Annotated in this window: 16 protein-coding genes and 2 pseudogenes; 7 read left to right on the forward strand and 11 right to left on the reverse strand. The window is 66.4% G+C overall.

Annotation, left to right across the window (positions count from 1 at the left end; genetic code table 11):
* Positions 1–10 precede the first annotated feature (10 nt).
* Positions 11–1,609 carry a hypothetical protein gene (locus ACTOWJ_RS21005; protein WP_441336554.1) on the reverse strand — a complete coding sequence of 533 codons (1,599 nt, stop codon included), beginning with the start codon at positions 1,607–1,609 and terminating at the stop codon, positions 11–13.
* Here ACTOWJ_RS21005 and ACTOWJ_RS21010 point away from each other — a divergent pair.
* On the forward strand, positions 1,586–1,840 hold the full coding sequence (locus tag ACTOWJ_RS21010; protein WP_441336555.1) for a hypothetical protein: 255 nt from the start codon (positions 1,586–1,588) through the stop codon (positions 1,838–1,840). The genes ACTOWJ_RS21005 and ACTOWJ_RS21010 overlap by 24 nt on opposite strands.
* Before the next feature lie 82 nt (positions 1,841–1,922).
* On the opposite strand, the gene ACTOWJ_RS21015 is transcribed toward ACTOWJ_RS21010, so the two are convergent.
* From ACTOWJ_RS21015 to ACTOWJ_RS21045, 7 genes are all read right to left on the reverse strand, one after another.
* Entirely contained in the window at positions 1,923–2,876 is a 954-nt protein-coding gene (locus ACTOWJ_RS21015) for an NAD-dependent epimerase/dehydratase family protein (protein ID WP_441336556.1), read from the reverse strand.
* 10 nt (positions 2,877–2,886) lie between these two features.
* A complete protein-coding gene (locus ACTOWJ_RS21020) occupies positions 2,887–3,618 on the reverse strand; it encodes an SDR family oxidoreductase (protein ID WP_441336557.1) in 732 nt (243 codons plus the stop codon).
* Positions 3,619–3,620: 2 nt separating this feature from the next.
* On the reverse strand, positions 3,621–4,919 hold the full coding sequence (locus tag ACTOWJ_RS21025; protein WP_441336558.1) for an FAD-binding oxidoreductase: 1,299 nt from the start codon (positions 4,917–4,919) through the stop codon (positions 3,621–3,623).
* Entirely contained in the window at positions 4,916–6,316 is a 1,401-nt protein-coding gene (locus tag ACTOWJ_RS21030; RefSeq protein ID WP_441336599.1) for a UbiA family prenyltransferase, read from the reverse strand. The genes ACTOWJ_RS21025 and ACTOWJ_RS21030 overlap by 4 nt, the downstream gene beginning before the upstream one ends.
* Before the next feature lie 180 nt (positions 6,317–6,496).
* The gene (locus ACTOWJ_RS21035; protein WP_441336559.1) at positions 6,497–7,438 is read right to left on the reverse strand and encodes an electron transfer flavoprotein subunit alpha/FixB family protein; all 942 of its coding nucleotides are present in this window, start codon (positions 7,436–7,438) and stop codon (positions 6,497–6,499) included.
* Entirely contained in the window at positions 7,438–8,184 is a 747-nt protein-coding gene (locus ACTOWJ_RS21040; protein ID WP_441336560.1) for an electron transfer flavoprotein subunit beta/FixA family protein, read from the reverse strand. Before ACTOWJ_RS21040 ends, ACTOWJ_RS21035 begins: the two co-directional genes overlap by 1 nt.
* Before the next feature lie 172 nt (positions 8,185–8,356).
* Positions 8,357–9,202, reverse strand: a complete 846-nt coding sequence (locus ACTOWJ_RS21045; protein ID WP_441336561.1) for a D-hexose-6-phosphate mutarotase — start codon at positions 9,200–9,202, stop codon at positions 8,357–8,359.
* Between the two features lie 166 nt (positions 9,203–9,368).
* Between ACTOWJ_RS21045 and ACTOWJ_RS21050 the strand changes: the two genes are divergently transcribed.
* Positions 9,369–10,781, forward strand: coding sequence for a mannose-1-phosphate guanylyltransferase/mannose-6-phosphate isomerase (locus ACTOWJ_RS21050; RefSeq protein ID WP_441336562.1), 1,413 nt, complete (start codon positions 9,369–9,371; stop codon positions 10,779–10,781).
* Positions 10,782–11,016: 235 nt separating this feature from the next.
* On the opposite strand, the gene ACTOWJ_RS21055 is transcribed toward ACTOWJ_RS21050, so the two are convergent.
* On the reverse strand, positions 11,017–11,928 hold the full coding sequence (locus ACTOWJ_RS21055; RefSeq protein WP_441336563.1) for an ATP-grasp domain-containing protein: 912 nt from the start codon (positions 11,926–11,928) through the stop codon (positions 11,017–11,019).
* Positions 11,929–12,045: 117 nt separating this feature from the next.
* On the opposite strand from ACTOWJ_RS21055, the gene ACTOWJ_RS21060 reads away from it, so the two are divergent.
* The 3 genes from ACTOWJ_RS21060 (at position 12,046) to ACTOWJ_RS21070 (ending at position 16,144) form a co-directional block, all read left to right on the forward strand.
* A complete protein-coding gene (locus ACTOWJ_RS21060; RefSeq protein ID WP_441336564.1) occupies positions 12,046–12,765 on the forward strand; it encodes a CoA transferase subunit A in 720 nt (239 codons plus the stop codon).
* A 172-nt stretch (positions 12,766–12,937) separates the two neighbouring features.
* A complete protein-coding gene (locus ACTOWJ_RS21065) occupies positions 12,938–13,570 on the forward strand; it encodes a CoA transferase subunit B (RefSeq protein WP_441336565.1) in 633 nt (210 codons plus the stop codon).
* A gap of 201 nt (positions 13,571–13,771) precedes the next feature.
* The gene (locus ACTOWJ_RS21070; protein ID WP_441336566.1) at positions 13,772–16,144 is read left to right on the forward strand and encodes a ricin-type beta-trefoil lectin domain protein; all 2,373 of its coding nucleotides are present in this window, start codon (positions 13,772–13,774) and stop codon (positions 16,142–16,144) included.
* Between the two features lie 121 nt (positions 16,145–16,265).
* Here ACTOWJ_RS21070 and ACTOWJ_RS21075 read toward each other — a convergent pair whose 3' ends face one another.
* On the reverse strand, positions 16,266–17,948 hold the full coding sequence (locus ACTOWJ_RS21075; RefSeq protein WP_441336567.1) for an electron transfer flavoprotein-ubiquinone oxidoreductase: 1,683 nt from the start codon (positions 17,946–17,948) through the stop codon (positions 16,266–16,268).
* Between the two features lie 308 nt (positions 17,949–18,256).
* Between ACTOWJ_RS21075 and ACTOWJ_RS21080 the strand changes: the two genes are divergently transcribed.
* Complete coding sequence (locus ACTOWJ_RS21080; protein ID WP_441336600.1) at positions 18,257–18,832, forward strand: alpha-ketoglutarate-dependent dioxygenase AlkB family protein; 576 nt, start codon at positions 18,257–18,259, stop codon at positions 18,830–18,832.
* 30 nt (positions 18,833–18,862) lie between these two features.
* Positions 18,863–19,006: pseudogene (locus tag ACTOWJ_RS21085) on the forward strand (DUF6053 domain-containing protein); the annotation flags it as partial.
* A gap of 85 nt (positions 19,007–19,091) precedes the next feature.
* Here the strand turns inward: ACTOWJ_RS21085 and ACTOWJ_RS21090 are convergent.
* Positions 19,092–19,139: pseudogene (locus ACTOWJ_RS21090) on the reverse strand (DUF6053 domain-containing protein); the annotation flags it as partial.
* Between the last annotated feature and the right edge of the window lie 8 nt (positions 19,140–19,147).

Genomic DNA, 19,147 nt, shown 5'->3' on the forward strand with positions numbered 1-19,147 from the left:
TGATGGACGGTCAGGCATCGGCGCGTTCACGGCGCGGCCCGCTCGAGGCGGCCATCGACAGCAGCGCCACACCCAGCAACAGCAATAACGAGCCGATCCTCCAGCCGTATTCGCTGGCCTTGTAGCTGATGGCGCTCAAACGGCCGGTTTCGATCGGAGCCGTGAACGCCATCCACGCCTGCGGGTTGCTGTCGCTGACCTTGAGCCGGTAAGTACCTTCGCCGGCGCGGCCCACGGCCGGACGCCATTGCTCGACGGGTCTGGCGTTGGGCACCAGTTTGCGCGGTTTGCTGCCGTCGGCGAGTAAAGCGTACGCCAAGCCCTTGCGGGGATCGGCGACGCCGGTGAAATAGCTCAGGGCATAAGGGCGGGCGAGGTGGAACGGCCGGCTCAGGCATTCGCCGCCGGCGGTGCCCGCCGAACCCCATCGGGCGCGATGCGGAGCCGCCGCGGCGGTGGCGGGAATTCCCGTTGTGGAGAAGCCCCCGCAAGGCTCCCAGGCGAGGGCCACGGGGCGGGCGATGTCGCCAGGCATGAACGCAGCGATGGCCGGATCGTCGAGCAATGCTGCGAGGCGTCGCGCGTCCGGATAGCCGAGCGGCCCCTGATGCGCCGCGGCGAGCCGGGGCTGGTCGCCGTCGTCGAGATAGGCGCGCAGGTACTCGGTCTGGCGTCGGCCGAAGTCGGAGCGTTCCTGCATCATTTCCATGTACTGCGGCATCAGCATGAGCAGGCCGAAAGCCATGCCGAGCGTGTAGAAAACGCTCGCCGCGCGCCACGGCCGGGCCGTGGAGTCGCGACGGGTCAGGCGCAGCGCCAGAGCGATGTTGGCCAATAGACCGAGCACGAGGATGTCGGCGTAGCGTGGCGGCATGCCCAGCAGGTCGTGCCCACGCGAATAGGCGACGGCTGCGATCTGGGCGAGGGACCAGGCGGAAATGCCGAGCAAGTACAACGATCCATGGGGCAGGCGCTGACGCCGGATCAGCCGCCGTAACAGGAGCGCCAGAGTCAGGACGGCAGGCAGATACACAACCAGGATCGCCAGCGCTCTGGGCCGGAACGGCCATGCGACTCCCAGGCCGAAGGCCTGGACCAGCTCGGCCGCATTCCGGGCATGCAAGGGGATGTGATGCGGGAGCGAGGGAACGGCGCTCATCGCCACGGCGAAGATCGCCAGATGCGCTGCGGCCAGACCCAGCAAGAGCCCGCGCCGGCGATTCGGCGCGAGCGCGCGCGCACTCAGGATGGCCGCGACGATGAAGCTGGCCAGCGCACCGGAGGCGACGGTGAAATTGACCAGTATCGCGATCGGCAGCAGGACCAAAGCCATTCGCGGACCTGGCCGCGCAGCGGAGGCGATCCAGATCATCGCCAGGCTGCCGGCCAGCAGCAGATAGAACTGGTTCTGGAAGCCGGCGATCAGGTTTTCCCAGCCCAGCGGCAGGCAGAAGGCGATCAGGGCGGCGGCGGCGAACAAGGCGGCGCGTCGCCGCGGCAGCAGCCGGCCGACGCTGTACATGAAAGCGAATACCACAGCCAGGAAGATGCCGATGTTGAAGAACATCTGCACCTTGGCGTCGAATTGGTTGCCGTTGAGCGAGAACAAACCCAAGGCGATCAAGCGGGTGAAGACGATTCGGTGCTCATTGTGCGGCTGGAACAAATCCGCCAGCCCGAGGGTGCCTTGCAGATAGCGCGGATAGAGATGGGAGATCTCAGCATCCCACTGATCCATGAACGGATTGGAAGTGCCGTAGTGGGCGACGACGACGAAGCGCGCCGCGGCGACGACGATCGTCGTGGCGAGCGCGGCGAGCAGGGCGGGATGGAACCGTAAGGGTTTCACGCGCGATCCAGTCCTTGGTTACGTAGGTTGCGTATGTGCACAGTCGCAGCGGCGCGTGCGCGAAAAGCCGCCTTCATCGCTGCAAGACGATTTTCGAGTAACGCGGGTCGCAGTAACTCTCCACGACCGCATCTCGGAACGGCGTCTGTGCGACTCCGAACACCTGTTGCGTGTCGACCCCGACGAAATCGTCGCCTGCCGACAAGGCCTTGAGCTGGTCGGCGGTGAACGGCGGCTTGCGGCTGAACATCGAGTACACCCGCAGCAAGAACGCGAAGAAGCCGATCGGAATGTGCACGATCAGCGTGCGCAGACCCTTGGCGCGCTTTATCTCGCGGATGATGTCGACGTAGTCGATGCGGGTGTCGCCGACCACGTCGTAGACTGCGCCCTCGGGCTCGCGTTCGATGCACTTGACGATGCAGCGGCAGAAGTCGCGCTCATACAGCGGCTGGCGCATGAACTTGCCGTCGCCGGGGATCGGGAACACCGGCGTGCGGGCCATGAAGCGCGACAGCCAGCCCAGGTGCTTGGGATCGAACCAGCCGAACATCAGGGTCGGGCGCAGCACGCAGTGGCGCAGGCCGCTGTCGACCATGATCGCTTCCTGCACCTTTTTGGTGTTGGTGTAGTCGTCGTTGGCGACCGAGTTGACCACCGAGGAGCTGATGTGCACCACATAAGGCACCTGCTGGCGCTTGCAGGCATCGAGCACGATGCGCGTCGCATCGATGTTGTTGCGGGTGAACAACTCGGTGTGCTTGCCGGTGATCTGCGCGTGCAATTGCACCAGGCAGCGCGCGTCGCGCAGTGCGGGTTCCCACTTCGACAGTTCGGCCGGTTCGGCCAGGTCAGCGTGGATCGCCTCGACGTCCGGGTGCAGCGACTTGAGGATGTCGAGGTTGTGGGAGTGCTTGTCGATCGCGACCAGGCGGGTATAGCCCTGCGCCTTGAGTTCGACGATGAGATTCTGGCCGACCAGGCCGGCCGCGCCGGTAAGGACGATCTTGGCGTGCTTGTCGTTCATCGCAAGAGGTTCACAGCTTGATGCGGCGGAAGACGAATTCGGGAATGTTCTTGATCACCTGCATGATTCCCCACCAGAACCAAGGCAGGTAGGCGACGGCGCGACGCTTGTCGACCGCGGCGGCGATGCCGCGCGCGATCCCGTCGGGCTTGGCCCACAGCGCGCCTTTTTTGAACGACTGGGTCATCGGCGTGTCGACGAAGCCCGGCTTGATGGTCAGCACGTTGACGCCGTCGGCGTTGTGGCGCTGGCGCAGGCCGCTCAGGAATGTGCTGACCGCGGCCTTGGCGCTGCCGTAGAGGTAGTTGCTGGCGCGGCCGCGATCGCCGGCGACCGAGGAGATCACCGCCAGCGTCGCGCCGCGCTTGAGCCGCGGCGCGATCGCCGTGGCCAGGGCGATGGTGGACAGTCCATTGGTCGAAAACTCGCGCAGGGCCAATTCGACCGACGCTTCGCAGGCCGACTGATCGGGCAGGGTGCCGTGGGCGATCACGACCAGGTCGATTTCGCCGAATTCGCTCCAGGCCGCCTCGAGCATGGCCTGGTGTTTCTCGTAGGCGTTGACGTCGAGCGCATGCACGCCGGTCTTGGCCGCGCCGCGCACGCCCAGGTCGGCGGCGATGGCGGCCAGTCGCTCGGCGTCGCGGCCGACCAGGAACAGCGCGGCGCCGCGTGCGGCATAGACGCGCGCGGTGGCTTCGGCGATCGCCGAGGTGGCGCCGATGATCAGAACTCTGTGCATGCTCACTCCATCACCCGGCGCCAGAAGCCGGACGAGAATTGCGGATCGATATGGGTCCCGAAGCGCTCCCACTGCGGGTAGGCGCTGCGGAACAGGCGGCCGGACATGCGTGCGTCCTTGGCCGGATACACCGCGCCGCCGGCTTCGGCGACGACGGCGTCGAGGCGGTCGAGCAGGGCGAAGATCCGCGGCCCGGTGTTGGGAAAGTCCAGCGCCAGGGTGGTGCCCGGACGCGGGAACGACAGCATGCCGAGCGAAGGGATCTCTCCGAACTCCTTGAGCACCGCCAGGAACGAGCCGCTGCCGCTGCGCGAGATTTCGCCGAGCAACGCGGCGACGCCGTCGCGCGCGTTCGACGGAGGCAACACGCACTGGTGTTGCAGGAACCCGCGCGGCCCGTACATTCGGTTCCAGTCGCGGATGCCGTCGAGCGGGTAAAAGTACGGCCCGTAGTGCACGCTGCCGCGCTGTCGCTGCGCGCGTTGGCGGTGGTAGTACAGCCAGTTGAACGGTCGCAGGCTGAGCCGGTTCACCAGCGACACAGGCGGAGTGAAGGGAATCGCCAGCCGCGCCGCCGATGCAGGCGCGCGCAGTGCGGGATCGCCGGGCGCGTGATCGGCACGCAGGAAATGGCCGCGGCCGAGCGAGCGGCCGCGGGCCAGGCAGTCGATCCAGGCCACGGTGTACTCATGGCTGTAGGCCGACTCCGCCGACAGGGCGAAGAACTCATCGAGATGGCCGAAGCGGATCGACTCGGCCTCCAGCCACGGGCCCGGCACGCGCTTGAGCTGGAACTCGGCCCAGACGATCACGCCGGTCAGACCAAGGCCGCCGACGGTGGCGGCGAACAATTCGTCGGCAGGCGTGCACAACTGACGGTTGCCGTCGCTGCGCAGCAACTCGAAGCCGCGTACGTGATGGCCGAAGTTGCCCGAGCCGTGATGATTCTTGCCGTGCACATCGTTGGCGATCGCGCCGCCCACGGTGACGTGGCGGGTGCCGGGCGTGACCGGCAGGAACCAGCCCTGCGGCAACGCCATGGCGATGATCTCGGCGAACGTCACGCCGGCTTCGCAACGCAGCACGCCGCTGGCCGGATCGAAGGCCAGAAAGCGGTCAAGCCCGCGTGCGTGCAGCAGTGTGCCGCCGGGATTGAGGCAACTGTCGCCGTAACTGCGGCCGTTACCGTAGGGCAGGGCGCTGCCGTCGAACGACGGCAGCGCGCGTCGTCGGTCGGTCAACGGCACGATCTGCTGACGCGCCGGCGGGTAACGGCCCCAGGACTGGCCGGGTTCGGTCATCCGATCGCGCCCAGGGCCAACAGGCCGCACAGCGCGATCACGATCTGGCTGGCGCGGTCGGTCACCGCGAATACCACCGGGTCGTCGTCCATCGCCCCGCGATGGGAAATGATCCACAGCCGGCTGATCCAGTACAGCAACAGCGGGCAGATCATCCACAACACCTGCGGCCGCGCGTACAAGGTCAGGCTTTCCGGGCTATTGATGTAGAGCGCGAACACCAGCACGGCGAGGTAGCCCGCGGCGGCGCCTAGCGATTGGATCAGCGGGAGGTCCTCGACCGAGTACCCGCGACCGCTGGCCGTGCTCTTGCCGGTGCCTAGGATCGCCGACAGCTCGGTGTAGCGCTTGAGCATGGCCAAGCTGAGGAAAATGAACATCGAAAACGCGAGCAGCCAGAACGACAGCGCTGCGCCGATCGCGACCGCGCCGCCGATGATGCGCACGGTGTACAGACCGGCCAGCAGCACCACGTCGACCATGACGATGCGCTTGAGACGCAGCGAATAGGCCAGGGTCATCGCGTAATAACCGACCAACACCAAGGCGAACCAGGGGTTGGCGAGCACGGCCAGGCCGAAGCCGGCCAGGGTCAGCAGCGGCGCGGCGAGCAAGCCGTGCAGCAGCGGCAGGCGGCCGGCGGCGAACGGGCGCAGCCGCTTGCGCGGGTGCTGCCGGTCTGAAGGCAGATCGAGCAGATCGTTGAGTACGTAGACGCCCGATGCGCACAAACCGAAGGCAACGAAGGCGAGCGCCGAGGCGATCACTGCTTCGATGTCGAAGAATCGGTGCGAGGCCAGCAGCGGCAGAAACACCAGCAGATTCTTCAGCCACTGATGGATCCGCAGCGCCTTGACCCAGGTCTTCAGACCGGCGGCGGCGGGCGGAAGCTGCTCGGCCACGGTTCCGACCTGCGCCGCGCGCTCGGCGAGGCCGCGCGGACCGTTGACCACCCAGGCGTGACGCGCGCGCGCCCATACCGACAGGTCGATGCTGGCGTTGCCCATGTAGTCGAAGCCGCGCTCGCCGAAGCGTTCGACCAGTGCCCGTGCCTTGTTGGCCCCGGACAGGTTGATGTCATTGTCGCTGGCCAGGACCAGATCGAACACGCCCAGGTGGGCGGCGATCTGTTGGGCGAACTTGGCGTTGCTCGCGGTGCACAGCACGCGCGGCCTCGCCTCGGTGTTACGCAGCGCATCGACGATGCGTTCGTCGTAGGGCAGCGAGGTCGGGTCCAGCTCGACCCGCGAGGCGATCTCGTGTTTGAGCGCGGCCTTGCCGCGCAGCAGCCAGAACGGCAGCAGGAACAGCAGCAGCGGCTGCTTGCCGAGCAGGGACAGGAGTGATTCGTAGAGCAGATCAGAATGCAGCAAGGTGCCGTCGAGGTCGACGCACAAGGCGACGCTGTTCTGCTCGGAAGGGGACTGGTCTTGCGTCAAAGCTCGGACATCCTAAGTCGTGGATCAGGCCTGCGAGATCGGAAGTCCGAACCGAGGCCGGCACAGGTTGGGCCCGTACCGGCCTTCGACCTGGCCGTCACTGCGGCACGAGCGCAGACCGGCCGATGGGTGATGCGTTCAGGCCAATGCGGCTTCGAGTTCCGGCAGCAACTTGAACAAATCCCCTACCAAACCGATATCGGCGATCTCGAAGATCGGCGCCTCGCCGTCCTTGTTGATCGCGACGATGGTACCGGCGTCCTTGATGCCGGTCAGGTGCTGGATCGCGCCGCTGATGCCGACGGCGACGTACAGCTCCGGGGCGATGATCTTGCCGGTCTGGCCGACCTGGAGTTCGTTGGGGACGTAACCGGCGTCGACCGCGGCGCGCGAGGCGCCGACGGCGGCGCCGAGCTTGTCGGCGAAGTCGTAGATGATCTTGAAGTTCTCCGCCGAGCCCACGCCGCGGCCTCCGGAGACGACGCGCTTGGCGCTTTGCAGGTCGGGACGGTCGGACTTGCCGGCGGCCAAACCCACGAACCGCGTGTGGGTCGGCAGCGTGGCTTCGACCGATGCGGCTTCGACCGCCGCGCTGCCGCCCTTCGCCGCTTCCGGCCACGAAGCCGTACGCACGGTGGCGACCACGGTGTGATCGGCCGGCGCTTCGACGGTGATGATGGCGTTGCCGGCGTAGATCGGACGCTTGAAGGTGTGGCTGCCGTCCACCGCCATCACGTCGGAGACCTGGGCCACGCTCAGCAGCGCGGCCACGCACGGCAACAGGTCCTTGCCGAAGGTGGTCGAGGGGCCGAACACGTGGCTGTAATTCTTGGCCAGCGCGGCGATCTGCGGTGCGAGCACCTGCGCGATGGCGTGGGCGTTGGCGGCGTTGGCGACGGTCAGCACGCGGGCGACACCGGCGATCTGCGCGGCTTGCGCGGCCACGCCGGCCGGATCGGCGGCGAGCACCACGATATCGATCGATTCGGGCTTGAGCGCCTGCGCGGCCGACACGCACTTGGCGGTGGACGCGTTGAGCTTGCCGTCGAGATGTTCAGCAACGATGAGTACCTTGCTCATTACAGCAGCCCCTTAGCCTTGAGTGCGGCGACCAGTTCGGCCGCGTCCTTAACCATCACGCCCTTGGTCCGCTTGGGCGGCGCCGCGTAATGGGTGGTCTTGAGCGTGTCGCCGGTGTCCACGCCGAGGTCGGCGAACTGGATCGTCTCCAGCGGCTTGCTCTTGGCCTTCATGATGTCCGGCAGCTTGATGAAGCGCGGCTCGTTCAGGCGCAGGTCGGTGGTGATCACCGCCGGCAGATCAACCTCGAGCGTTTCCAGGCCGGCGTCGACTTCGCGCGTCACCGTGGCTTTGCCGTCGGCGACGTCCAGCTTGGAGGCGAAGGTCGCCTGCGGGCGACCCCACAGGGTGGCGAGCATCTGACCGGTCTGGCTGGCGTCGTCGTCGATCGCTTGCTTGCCCAGGATCACGATGTCGGGCTGTTCTTTTTCGATCAGCTTGAGCAGCGCGCGCGCCGCGGTCAGCGGCTGGATCGGCTGGTCGCTGACCACGTGGATGGCGCGGTTGGCGCCCATGGCCAGGCCGTTGCGCAAATGCGGCTGCGCGTCGGCGGGGGCGATCGTGGCGACCACGACCTCGGTGGCGATGCCCTTGTCGCGCAGGCGCAGAGCCTCTTCCAGGGCGATATCGTCGAACGGATTGGCCGACAGCTTGACGCCGTCGGTGACCACGCCGGAGCCATCCGGCTTGACCTGAATGCGGACGTTGTAGTCCACCACGCGCTTGTAGCCGACGAGGATCTTCATCGTGCGGGATTTCCTTGTGGGGGGTGTCCGGCCGGGAGCGGCCAAGAGCCGCCAATTCTAACGGAGACGACCGGGCACGGGCAGCGCGCGGGCGCACACGGCGGCCGGAGCGTTTGAAACGCGGGTCTTGCGCAATTCGGTCGGTGGCGCAGGCTGCCGTGCGGCGCGGGCCTCAGTGGCCCGCAGAAGGCTCGACGGTGAGGATCTGCGCCCCGGTCCAGGCCGCGCCAGGCTCCAGCCGCACCGGCTGCAGCACGCTGGCGGCCTCCACGCAGACGAAATGGCGGTGTTCGCCGGCGCCCAGGTCGCCCAGGCTCGCGGCGAGCTCGGCTCCGGGGTTCCACACCACGGTATCGGCGAAGCCCTCGGCTTCCAGTCGCAGCAGTTGCTCGCCGTCGGTCACCCGCAGCGGCTGGCGGGTGTCGGCATAGATTCGGTCGACCTCGCCCTCGAAGCGCACCGGAGCGTCGCTGGGCGGGCACAAGACGCCGCCGCGCGCCGAGTCGAGGTAGGAACGGTCTTCCAGGCCGTGCACCAAGGTGCCGGCGATGTCGGCCACGCGCAGGTAAGTGTGCAGGGCGGCGGTGAATTGGATCGGGTTGGGGTCGGTGTTGCGCACGCTCAGGGCGATGCGCAGCCGCTGCGCGGCCGGCTCGATGTTCAGTTCAGCTTCGAAGCGGTACGGCCAGATGCGGCGGGTTTCCTCGCGGTCGCCGAGCCGGAACCCAAGCCCTGGCGGTACCGCACCGGCGGTGTCCAGCGTTTCCCAGGTCAGGGTGCGGGCGATGCCGTGGCGCGGTCCGTCGCCGCGTTCGCCGAACTGGGGAAAGATCACCGGCACGCCGCCGCGGATCGCCTTGCCGGCGCCGAAGCTGGTGTGCGGGCTCAGATACAGCCGTTCGCGGCCTAGGCAGTGCCACGACAGCAGATGGGCGCCGAACGGGCTGGCCTGGATATGCCCGCCGTCGAACTCCAGGCACAGTGGAGCGGGAAGGGAAGGGCGCGGGTCGGAGGCCATGTCCATTCCTTGGGGGCTGACGGAGGGGGCGGCGGCTGCCGGCTACAGCCTGCCGCAGCGTCGCGCGATTGGCCACACGCCGACCCGGCAGCCGGTCACGCTCCATGAAGGCCGTATCGCACCGACCGGGCTATGCTGTCGCGTCTTATCGTTGCATGGAGCCAGGATGCTGCATCCTGTCGTATTGAGCGGTGGCAGCGGTTCGCGCTTGTGGCCGTTGTCGCGCGAGAACCAGCCCAAACAGTTCCTGTCGCTGATCGGCGACCGTTCGTTGTTCCAGGAGACCGTGCTGCGCGCGCGCGCGCTGCCGCAGGCCGGATTGCCGGTCACGGTGTGCGCCGAGGGCCACCGTTTCATGGTCGGCGAGCAGTTGCAGGGCATCGGCGTGGGCAGTGGCGGCATCCTGCTCGAGCCGATGGCGCGCAATACCGCGCCGGCGATCGCGCTGGCCGCCTGCCATCTGCTGGCGTGCGATCCCGAAGCGGTGATGCTGGTGCTGCCGGCCGATCATCTGATCGAGGACGAGGGTGCATTCCGCGACGCGGTCGCGCGCGCCTCGCACATGGCCGCGCAGGGCTGGCTGGTCACGTTCGGCATCCAGCCCGATTATCCGGAGACCGGCTACGGCTACATCGCCCGCGGCGAGGTTCTGGACGACGGTGTCTACCGCGTCGCCCGCTTCGTCGAGAAGCCCGCGCTGGCGACCGCGCAGACTTATCTGGCCGAAGGCACTTACGCCTGGAACTCGGGCATGTTCCTGTTCCAGGCCGCGCGCTACCTCGACGAGCTGGCGCGCCATGCGCCTCAGATCCACGCCGCCGCGCGCGCCGCCTACGAGCGCTCACGCGCCGACCTGGACTTCATCCGCGTCGATCCCGAGGCCTTCGCCGCCAGTCCCAGCGATTCGATCGACTACGCGGTGATGGAAAAAACCGAGCGCGCCGCGGTGGTGCCGGTGAGTTGCGGCTGGAGCGACATCGGCTCGTGGTCGTCGTTGTGGTCGGTGGCCCAGCGCGACGATGACGGCAACCGTTACGAAGGCGATGTGATCTCGCTGGACACCCGCGACAGCCTGGTGCGCGCGTCCGAGCGCCGGCTGATCGCGACCATCGGCGTGGAAGACCTGGTCATCATCGACACGCCCGACGCGACCTTGGTGGCGCGCAAGGACCGGGTCCAGGACGTCAAGGCCATCGTCGACAAACTCAAGCGCGCCGGGCGTCAGGAACACCTGTTCCACCGCAAGGTGTACCGGCCGTGGGGCTATTACGATTCCATCGACGTGGGCGAGCGGTTTCAGGTCAAGCGCATCGTGGTCAAGCCCGGCGCCGCCCTGAGTCTGCAGAAACACGCCAAGCGCGCCGAACACTGGATCGTGGTGTCGGGGGTGGCCGAGGTCACCTGCGACGACAAGGTGTTCGACCTGCACGAAAACCAGAGCACCTACATCCCGCTGGGCAGCGTGCACCGCCTGCGTAACAACGGTAGCGAGCCGGTGGAGTTGATCGAAGTTCAGTCGGGCAGCTATCTGGGCGAGGACGATATCGTTCGACTGGAAGACGTGTACGGGCGTTCGTAAGCGGCGATGCCGGGTCGGTGCGCGGCAGCGGGCGCGGAAACCGCCTGGCGCCGAACCCCGGCGCATGAATGCTAAAGACCGGCCATTGGCCGGTCTTTTGTTTTGCGACGTTGTCGCGGCGGATCGAAAAACGTCGGGGCTGAAGCCCCTCCCACAAGAGCCATCGAGGCTGCGAAGTCTTTTGTGGGAGGGGCTTCAGCCCCGACGCCTTTCGATCCGAAGTCACGCACTTCACTCAAGGCGACGCGGTCGTCTCCAACAACTCCCGCAGCACTCGCGCAAATCGGTCCGCGCTGCCTTCATCGTGAGCGAAGAACAACGACGGCTCACACAGTTCCAGTTCCAGCAACTGCGGGCGACCCTCGCTGTCGCGGATCAGGTCCACCCGTGCGTACAGCAGCGGCTCTTCCAGATCCAGCCGCGCGGTCGTCGCGGTCAGCGCGTGCAGGGCGACCGCACGCTCGTCTTCGCCGGCTTCGCGCGGATTGATCCGTTCCACCGCGCGCAGATTCAGCGCGTCCTCGCGCTGCAGCATCGCCCCCTTGCGGATCGAATGGCTGAACGCGCCGTTGAAATGCATCAGCGCGGTTTCGCCGTCGCGATCGACCGAAGCCAGATACGGCTGCAGCATCGCGCTGCGGCCCTCGTCGAGCAGGCGCGCGATGTGATTGGCCGCGGCGAACTCCTGCGCGCGCGCATACCGTTGGGTATCGCGCGAACCGGCGCTGATCGCCGGCTTGACCACGAACTCCTCGGCGTCGGCATGGGCGAGCAGGAACTCCTGCAGCGCCGGCAGCGGGTCCATGTCGGGTTCGACGAAGGCGGTCGGCACCACCGGCACGCCGCGTGCGGCCAGATCGGCCAGGTAGTGCTTGTCGGTGTTCCAGCGCAGCACTGACCAGGGGTTGAGCAGCCGGGTCAGCGTGTCGATCCGCTGGCACCAGTCGGCGAATTCCTCGAAGCGTTCGGTGTAATCCCAGGGCGAACGCAGCAATACGGCGTCGTATCGCGCCCAGGCCACGCTGGGATCGTCCCAGGCGCGGATCTCCGCCCGCAGGCCCAGCTCCAGGCAGGCGGCGTGCAGCAGCGGCAGATCCTCGTCCTGCGAGGCGGAGGCGATGGCGGTGACCAGGGCGAGTCGGCTCATCGCGCAAGTCTAGCGTCGGCACACAATCAAGGCATTGTCGCGGTATTGCCCGAAGGTCCGCTACGTCCCGGCGCGGGCGCGCGTTAAACTGCGCTCATCCCGCAATGGAGCTGTCCCATGGCCGAGGCCATCGCCGCGAAAAGCAAGCTGTACCCCAGTGCCCAGCAAGCGCTGCAGGGCGTCGTCGCCGACGAGCAGACCCTGGCGGTCGGCGGTTTCGGCCTGTGCGGCATCCCCGAGGCCCTGATCGCCGCGCTGCGCGACAGCGGCGTCAAGGGGCTGACCGCGATTTCCAACAACGCCGGCGTCGACGGTTTCGGCCTGGGCCTGCTGCTGGAAACGCGCCAGATCAAGAAAATGATTTCGTCCTACGTCGGCGAGAACAAGGAATTCGAACGCCAGTTCCTGTCGGGCGAGCTGGAACTCGAGTTCAACCCGCAGGGCACCCTGGCCGAGCGCCTGCGCGCCGGCGGCGCCGGGATCCCGGCCTTCTTCACCCGCACCGGCTACGGCACGGTGGTCGCCGAGGGCAAGGAAACCCGCGAGTTCGACGGCCATCATTACGTGATGGAAACCGCGCTCAAGGCCGACGTGTCGCTGGTCAAGGCGTGGAAGGCCGACAAGTCCGGCAATCTGGTGTTCCGCAAGACCGCGCGCAATTTCAATCCGGCCTGCGCGATGGCCGGCAAGGTCTGCATCGTCGAGGTCGAGGAACTGGTCGAGGTCGGCGAGATCGATCCCGATCACGTGCATCTGCCGGGTATCTACGTCGACCGCATCGTGGTCAATGCGTCGCCGGAGAAGCGGATCGAGCAGCGGACGGTGCGGGCCGGGTAAGCGGTCGGCGGATGGAAGGCCGAGTGCCCGCTTCGCGCTTGAGGCAAAGCGCTGAAGCGGATATCGCGATGCGGCTTTCCCGCCTGTCAGGCCCAAGCCGGCCGCATCGTCGCCGACGCTTCTTCCCGTAGTCGTTTTGACTTCCACTTTCGAATCAAAGGACGAAACTCTCATGCCCTGGACCCGCGACGAAATGGCGCAACGCGCCTCGCAGGAACTCACCGACGGCGCGTACGTCAATCTTGGTATCGGCTTGCCGACGCTGGTGGCCAACTTCATTCCCGAAGGCATGGATGTGTGGCTGCAGTCCGAGAACGGCCTGCTCGGCATCGGTCCGTTCCCGACCGACGCGCAAGTCGACGCCGATCTGATCAACGCCGGCAAGCAGACCGTCACCGCGCGTCAGGGCGCCAGCTATTTCGGCAGCCACGACAGCTTCGCGATGATCCGCGGCGGCCACATCGATCTGGCCATCCTCGGCGCGATGCAGGTCACCGCCAAGGGCGATCTGGCCAACTGGATGGTGCCGGGCAAGATGGTCAAGGGCATGGGCGGGGCGATGGATCTGGTCGCCGGGGTCAAGCGCGTGGTCGTGCTGATGGAGCACACCGCCAAGAACGGTGAGCACAAGATTTTGCCCGAGTGCACCCTGCCGTTGACCGGCTTGGGCGTGGTCAACCGCATCATCACCGAACTGGCGGTGATGGACGTGACCGAGAACGGCCTGGTGCTGATCGAGGCCGCGCCGGGCGTGAGCGAGGACGAGTTGCGCGAGAAGACCGGCGTGCCGTTCGTCGCGCACTGATCGGTCCGCACCGGTTGTCGGGACGCGTTGCGGTCGAGCGGTAGTCGCGGCGGCCGCCTCGCGAGAGCGTGCCGTCGCTCGGAAGGTTGCGACGCATAGTCGGTTTGCGGCGCATCGGTCCGGCGACAGAACGCCGGATTCAGCCATGCATGTGTGACGTCTCGACAGCTGCTCAGTCGGCCTGGCGCGGCCCCAGGCCGCATGAATGCGGCATTCTGCTACGCACAGCCGAAAAGCGATGGCCGATCTGAATCGGCGAGGATTGTAGTCTTCACATTCCGCATGCAGGATGTTGTGCTGGTTAACCTGACTAGATGGTTCGATATGCGCAGTGTGCTGTTAGTCGGTGCCCTGGCCTTTATGGCCGCTGGTTGCACCTCGTCGGATTCTTCTCGCACCGCTGCTCGAACGGACTCTTTCGGCGCCCCCTCCCGCTCCGCGCACGTGCCGATGGCCGCCGCCGGCGATGCCTCCGTGATTGCGACGCCGCGCGGCTTGCCGATGCGCCGCGCCGGTCAGGGCGTTGCGCGATTGCCCGATCATGGCGACCTGGTCGCCTATCCCGAGTCGGGCAAAGCGTTGCACGACAATGCTTACACTTGGCATCGCGCCGGTCTCAGCGAGGGCCATGCGATCGCCGCGATCGTCGGCGGACGGCTGAGCATCACCACGCCGTCGGGCGAGAAGCTGGGGTTCCGCTACGAACGTCATGTCGAGCATGCCTCCGGCGACTGGACGTGGGTCGGACGCCTGGATAACGGCGGCGCCGACAACGAAGCCATCATCACCTTCGGTAATCGCGCGGTATTCGGCAGCATCGCCCAGCCCGGCAAACCGGCGCTGAAGTTGACCATGCGCGACGGCGATACCTGGCTGGTGGAAACCGACCAGACCCGGTTGCCCGCAGCCGACGCGGCCGACCACGCCGATGATTATCGGATACCGACCGCCGCCGCCGCCGCGTCCAGTTCTCCGAGCGCCAACGATTCGCCGGCTTTGGCAGCGACGGCCGCGAGCGATGGCGGCACGATCGATCTGTTGATCGGTTACAGCAACGGTTTCGCCACCGGCCTGGGCGGCCAGTCGCAAGCGGTCACTCGCTTGAACTATCTGGTGGAAGTGAGCAACCAGGCTTACGTCAACAGTCAGATCACCGCCCGTCTTCGCCTGGTTCATTCCATGCAGGTGAACTATGCCGACAGTTCCGATAACGGCGACACGCTCGATAAGATGACCGGCACCGGTAGCGTTCCGGTCGATCCTGCCTTCAATGCGTTGCGTGCCGCGCGCGATCAATACGGTGCCGACCTGGTGTCGTTGGTGCGCAAATACGATCCGAATACCCAAAACGGCTGCGGCATCGCCTGGTTGATCGGCGGGGGGCGGCAGCCATTCACCGTCAACTCGGCGCCGTCGGGCTATTCGGTAGCCAGCGACGGACGCTACCAGAACGGCTCCACTTCGTACTTCTGTCGCGATGAAACCCTCGCGCACGAACTGGGCCACAACATGGGCGCCCAGCACGATCGCGCCACCGCCAGTTCCGGCGGCAGCTTGGCCTATGGGGCCTTCGCCTATTCCTTCGGTTACAAGGTCGGCGCGTCGGGCGGCAACTTCTACGACATCATGGCGTACGGCGATTCGGGCCAGACCAGCTACCGGGTCTTTTCCAATCCGCGCATTACCTTCTGCGGCGGGTTCGCTTGCGGCGTCGAGAACGAAGCCGACACCGCGCGCACTTTGAATCAGACGATGCCGATCGTTGCGACCTTTCGCGCTACTGTAGTACCGCCGCCACCACACGATCGGATCGGTTGGATCGTCGGTGTGGGCGGACTTTGCCTGGATGCGGCCGGTCTGGGTACCGCCAATGGCACTGCGCTCCAGGTCTGGAATTGCAGCGGCCTGCCGCATCAGCAGTGGTCGTTCGCCAACAGTAGTGGCGCGATCGTCGGCGTCGCCAGCGGCCGCGCGCTCGATGTAATCGGCTTGGGGACGGCCAGCGGTACTCGTGTGCAACTGTGGGACCGCAGCGGCAACAGCAATCAGGCGTGGTCGTTCCGCAAGATGGCGATCGTCGCCAACGGTGGTCGGGTGCTCGATGCGGCCGGTGTTTCGTCCGCCAATCAGACTCGCATGCAGCTATGGGACAGTTACGGCACCGTCAATCAGATTTGGAATTACAACCCGGTCAGCGGTGAGCTTGTCGGCATGGACGGCAAGTGCCTGGACGTCACGGGCCACGGCACGGCGGCGGGTACGCCGGTGCAGTTCTGGGATTGCTCTGGCAACACGAATCAGAAGTGGCGACTCGAGGCGAACGGCCAGATCGTCGGCCTTGGCGGCAACTGTCTGGAAGTGGCCGATGGCCGCTCCGACAATGGCGCGCCGATCCGGATGTGGCCTTGCAACGGGTTGCCGCATCAGTCTTGGGCGTTCCGCGGCGAAATTCGCAGCCGTGCCAGCGATCGCTGCCTCGACGATCCGGGGTTCGGTCAGTCGCTTGGTTCGCGGCCCCACATCTGGGACTGCCACGGCGGCGCCAATCAACAGTGGACTTTTTACTGGAAGTGATGCTCCAGCCACGAAAAAGCCGCCGAAAGGCGGCTTTTTCGTGGCCTCGCGCTTCGGTCATCCGGCCGATCCCGGCGAGGGTCCGGCCAAGTACCGACAGTCGAGCGGACTGTTCGTCGGTTTACAGATTTTGATAATTCGGCCCCGCCCCGCCCTCCGGCGTGACCCAATTGATGATCTCGTACGGATCCTTGATGTCGCAGGTCTTGCAGTGCACGCAGTTGGCCGAGTTGATCTGCAGGCGTTTCGCGACGCCGCCGTCATCGGTAGCGGTCTCGACGATCTCGTACACGCCCGCCGGGCAGAAGCGCGTGCACGGGTTGCCGTATTCCTCGGCGCACTGAGTGATGCACACGTTGGTGTCGGCGATCTTCAGGTGCACCGGCTGGTCTTCGTCGTGCTCGGTGGCGGCGAAATACACCGATGCCAGGCGATCGCGCGGCGCCAGGGTGCGGTCGATGTAGTCGCGCTTGGGTTTTTCCGCTTCGCCGAGTTTCTGCAGCGAGGACCAGTCGGGTTTGTTCTTCAGCGTCCACGGCGAAGCGCCGCCGGTGACGGTTTCCCACGCGGCGTTGAGCATGCCGAACCAGAAGCCCTTCTTGAATCCGGGCTTGATGTTGCGGACCTTCTTGAGTTCGGTCATCGCCGCGGAGGCGCGCAGCTTGGCGTCGAAACCTTCGCTCTCCAGCGCCTGCGCCGAAGCCTGGGCGGCGAGATGTTCGGCGGCGAGCATGCCGCTGCGGATGGCCTGATGCGTGCCCTTGATCTTGGGCACGTTGAGCAGGCCGGCGGTGTCGCCGATCAGCAACGCGCCGGGCATTTCGAGCTTGGGCAGCGACTGCCAGCCGCCGGTGACGATCGCGCGCGCGCCGGCGGAGACCAGATTACCGCCGTCCAGCAGCGGCTTGATCATCGGGTGGTTCTTCCACTGCTGGAACGCTTCCCACGGCTTGTAGTCGGGGTCGCGGTAGTCCAGTCCGCTGACGTAACCCAGAGCGATGCGGCCCTTATCGAGGTGATACAGGAAGCTGCCGCCGTAGGTGTGGCTGTCGGCCGGCCAACCCACGCTGTGCACGATCTTGCCGGGAGTGACGCGGTCTTCGGGCACCTGCCACAGCTCCTTGATGCCGATCGAATAACCCTGCGGGTCGCTGTCGGCGTCGAGCTTGAAGCGCTTGATCAGGCGCTTGGTCAGATGGCCGCGCGCGCCTTCGGCGAACACGGTGATCTTGGCGCGGATGTCGATGCCGGCGGTGAAGCCGGACTTGTGGGTTCCGTCCTTGGCGATGCCCATGTCGCCGATGCGCACGCCGACCACGCGGCCGTCGGCGTCGTGAAGGGTTTCCGCGGCGGCGAAGCCCGGATAGATCTCCACGCCCAGCGCTTCGGCCTGCGGCGCCATCCACGCGCACATCGCGCCGAGGCTGACGATGAAGTTGCCGTGGTTGTTCATGTCCGGCGGCACGATCGGCGATTTGTAGCCGCCGGTCTTGGTCATCAGCCAGAACTCGTCCTCGCCGGCGGGCACGCAGATCGGCGGCGGGTTGTCGCGCCAGCCCGGCAACAACTCATCGAGCGGGCCGGGTTCGATCACCGCGCCGGACAAGATGTGCGCGCCGATGGTGCTGGACTTTTCGATCACGCACACCGACAGCTCGGGGTTGAGCTGCTTGAGCCGGATCGCGAACGACAGGCCGGCCGGACCGGCGCCGACGGTGACGACGTCGTACTCCATGACGTCGCGTTCGATCTCGATGGCTGGCGTGTCGGACGGCTGGACCGAATCGATCGGCTGTTCGCTCATGCTGGCGGTACTCGTGCGTGCAATCCGCTCATTGTCGCGGGTTTGCCCGGGTGGGCCAAGCGCGGCGCGCGGATCCGGGCGCCGGACCGTTTTAAACGCGATGTCGGACCGGTCGCGAGCGGGCCGCCATCGGGGCGAAATCGGGCGCCCGGACGGCCGCCGGGCAGGGACTTGGGGCGTGGTTACCGGCCTGTTCGCGGGCGATCGGCGGAGACGTCGGTGCTGCGGCCGAACGCGTTGCCGGCCGCAAGATCCGGATCGCGACGGCGCGCGGCCGCGTGCTAGCGTGCCGGATGCCCGTGAAACCGCTGCCGCTGCAGGGCTCCGAACTCGCCTTCGATCCGCACTGGCTCGCGCATGAGGCGGCCGACGCCCTGTACGCGGCCGTGCTGGACGAAGTCGTCTGGGAAGTGCATCGCATCCGATTGTTCGGCCGCGAGCACGACTCACCGCGATTGAGCAGTTGGATCGGCGATCTCGATGCGCACTACCGTTATTCCGGCGTCGACTTCTGCCCGCATCCGTGGCCGCCGGCCTTGCTCGGCATCCGCCGGCGGCTGGCGGAGGAACTCGGATCGCCGTTCAACAGCGTGCTGGCCAATCGCTACCGCGATGGCCGCGATGCGATGGGCTGGCACAGCGACGACGAACCCGAACTCGGGCCCGTGCCGGTGATCGCCTCGTTGAGCCTCGGCGCGAGCCGGCGCTTCACGCTCAAGCATCGCCGTGATGCTTCGTTGAAGGCGGCATTGGAATTGGGGCACGGCAGCTTGCTGGTGATGTCCGGGCCGACTCAGGCGAATTACCGGCACGCATTGCCGCGCACCGCCAAGCCGGTGGGCGAGCGGATCAATCTGACGTTTCGGATGATCGGGCGGCGTTGAGCGGGGTGTGCAAAGTTTCGGTGCGAGACCGCGGCGATCGGATCGGAAAGCGTCGGGCCTGAAGGCCCTCCCACAAAAGACCTCGTTGCGCCGGCGGGTTTTGTACGAGACGCATCCGCCTGGACTCTGCTCGTTCCGCTTGCTGCGTACCCGCAAGCGGCGTCGAGCGGGTAGGACTTCTGTGCGCGGCCGCCACGATTGGATCCGAACGGGTTCGGCCTGAAGCCCATCTCACAACAGTTGTCGAAGCGACGAGGTCTTTTGTGGGAGGGCCTTCAGGCCCGACGCTTTCCGACCCGATGGCGGCTCACTCAC

The organism is Lysobacter sp. CA199 (assembly GCF_052078715.1).
GTDB lineage: Bacteria > Pseudomonadota > Gammaproteobacteria > Xanthomonadales > Xanthomonadaceae > Lysobacter.

Excerpts from the sequence above, each read along its gene's own strand:
- ACTOWJ_RS21015 (WP_441336556.1), bottom strand. The coding sequence starts at position 2,876 with ATGAACGACAAGCACGCCAAGATCGTCCTTACCGGCGCGGCCGGCCTG.
- ACTOWJ_RS21020 (WP_441336557.1), bottom strand. The coding sequence starts at position 3,618 with ATGCACAGAGTTCTGATCATCGGCGCCACCTCGGCGATCGCCGAAGCC.
- ACTOWJ_RS21025 (WP_441336558.1), bottom strand. The coding sequence starts at position 4,919 with ATGACCGAACCCGGCCAGTCCTGGGGCCGTTACCCGCCGGCGCGTCAG.
- ACTOWJ_RS21035 (WP_441336559.1), bottom strand. The coding sequence starts at position 7,438 with ATGAGCAAGGTACTCATCGTTGCTGAACATCTCGACGGCAAGCTCAAC.
- ACTOWJ_RS21040 (WP_441336560.1), bottom strand. The coding sequence starts at position 8,184 with ATGAAGATCCTCGTCGGCTACAAGCGCGTGGTGGACTACAACGTCCGC.
- ACTOWJ_RS21045 (WP_441336561.1), bottom strand. The coding sequence starts at position 9,202 with ATGGCCTCCGACCCGCGCCCTTCCCTTCCCGCTCCACTGTGCCTGGAG.
- ACTOWJ_RS21050 (WP_441336562.1), top strand. The coding sequence starts at position 9,369 with ATGCTGCATCCTGTCGTATTGAGCGGTGGCAGCGGTTCGCGCTTGTGG.
- ACTOWJ_RS21055 (WP_441336563.1), bottom strand. The coding sequence starts at position 11,928 with ATGAGCCGACTCGCCCTGGTCACCGCCATCGCCTCCGCCTCGCAGGAC.
- ACTOWJ_RS21060 (WP_441336564.1), top strand. The coding sequence starts at position 12,046 with ATGGCCGAGGCCATCGCCGCGAAAAGCAAGCTGTACCCCAGTGCCCAG.
- ACTOWJ_RS21065 (WP_441336565.1), top strand. The coding sequence starts at position 12,938 with ATGCCCTGGACCCGCGACGAAATGGCGCAACGCGCCTCGCAGGAACTC.
- ACTOWJ_RS21070 (WP_441336566.1), top strand. The coding sequence starts at position 13,772 with ATGAATGCGGCATTCTGCTACGCACAGCCGAAAAGCGATGGCCGATCT.
- ACTOWJ_RS21075 (WP_441336567.1), bottom strand. The coding sequence starts at position 17,948 with ATGAGCGAACAGCCGATCGATTCGGTCCAGCCGTCCGACACGCCAGCC.